The organism is Dryocola clanedunensis (assembly GCF_038405435.1).
In the GTDB taxonomy this organism is placed as follows: domain Bacteria; phylum Pseudomonadota; class Gammaproteobacteria; order Enterobacterales; family Enterobacteriaceae; genus Dryocola; species Dryocola clanedunensis_A.
In genome coordinates this window covers 1-1002 of the sequence record NZ_JBBYHZ010000044.1, presented here as the reverse complement: position 1 = coordinate 1002, position 1002 = coordinate 1, and the positions used below count along the sequence as shown (strand labels likewise).

The window sequence follows — 1002 nt, the reverse complement described above, 5'->3', positions numbered from 1 at the left end:
ATTGGCCCAGGGGGCCGATCTGCCGGGCTCCGTGCTGCCCTTCATTCTGCGCAATGTGACCCTGGCCGGTATCGATTCGGTGAACGCGCCGTATTCCGCACGCGAACAGGCGTGGACGCGCCTGGCGGCGGATCTGGATCTGGGCAAGCTCGCCCGCACCACGCAGATGATCAGTCTTGCCGAGGTGCCGGCGCTGGCCGGCCAGATGCTGCAGGGGCGGGTGCAGGGCCGCACCGTGGTCGACGTCAACGCCTGAGGCGTGAATGCCCATGGTAGCCACCGCGGGTGACCGGCATACCGGCGAAGGTGCGGAGGCGTCAGGGTGCCTTCTTGGCGGGGATCCGGCGGAGGACATCTTCCCCTCGACCGCCGTGTCATCGCGCATGCGGAAGATCCAGACGTAGTCGTTGTGATACGGCTTGCCGTCCAGGGCTATCAGCGTAGCGGCAGCCGGCTCATCGGCGGATCTCCCCGCGGAGCGTGGTGGTGCCGAAGATCAACTGCTGGGCCATCGGCCGGCCGATGAAGCGGGCGGGGAAGATCGGTGCCGGTGCACTGGCCTCATCCAACCGGGCCAGATGCGCCTCGCTGAGGACGATCTCCAGCGCGCCGAGGTTGTCTTCGGCCTGCGCGACGGTACGGGCGCCGATGATCGGCGAGACCACGGCCGGATTGACCAGCGTCCAGGCAATGGCCACCTGCGAGCGCGTCACGCCCAGCTCCTCGGCCACCTCGCCCACTACCGTGGCAATCGCCAGCGAGCGTTCGTTGAGATGGCCGATCGACGCGATCACGCCCTTGCGACTGCTCGCCACGTCCGCACTGTTCTCATCGGAGAGATCGGCGTGGGTGTACTTGCCGGTCAGGATGCCACCGCCGAGCGGGGACCAGGGCAGCACGCCCAGCCCCATGGCCTGGGCCATCGGCAGCAGTTCGTGCTCCACGGTGCGCTCGACCAGGCTGTACTCGATCTGCAGCGCGACCAACGGCGACCAGCCGCGC

At 68.2% G+C, this 1002-nt stretch carries 1 protein-coding gene and 1 pseudogene; one reads left to right on the top strand and one right to left on the bottom strand.

Translation table 11 applies throughout. The features are described 5' to 3' along the window. Window positions 1–256: pseudogene (locus AAE045_RS23230) on the top strand (oxidoreductase); the annotation flags it as partial. 199 nt (window positions 257–455) lie between these two features. On the opposite strand, the gene AAE045_RS23225 reads toward AAE045_RS23230, so the two are convergent. Then, a partial coding sequence (locus AAE045_RS23225) for an aldo/keto reductase (protein WP_455549684.1) occupies window positions 456–1002 on the bottom strand: 547 nt, incomplete at its 5' end.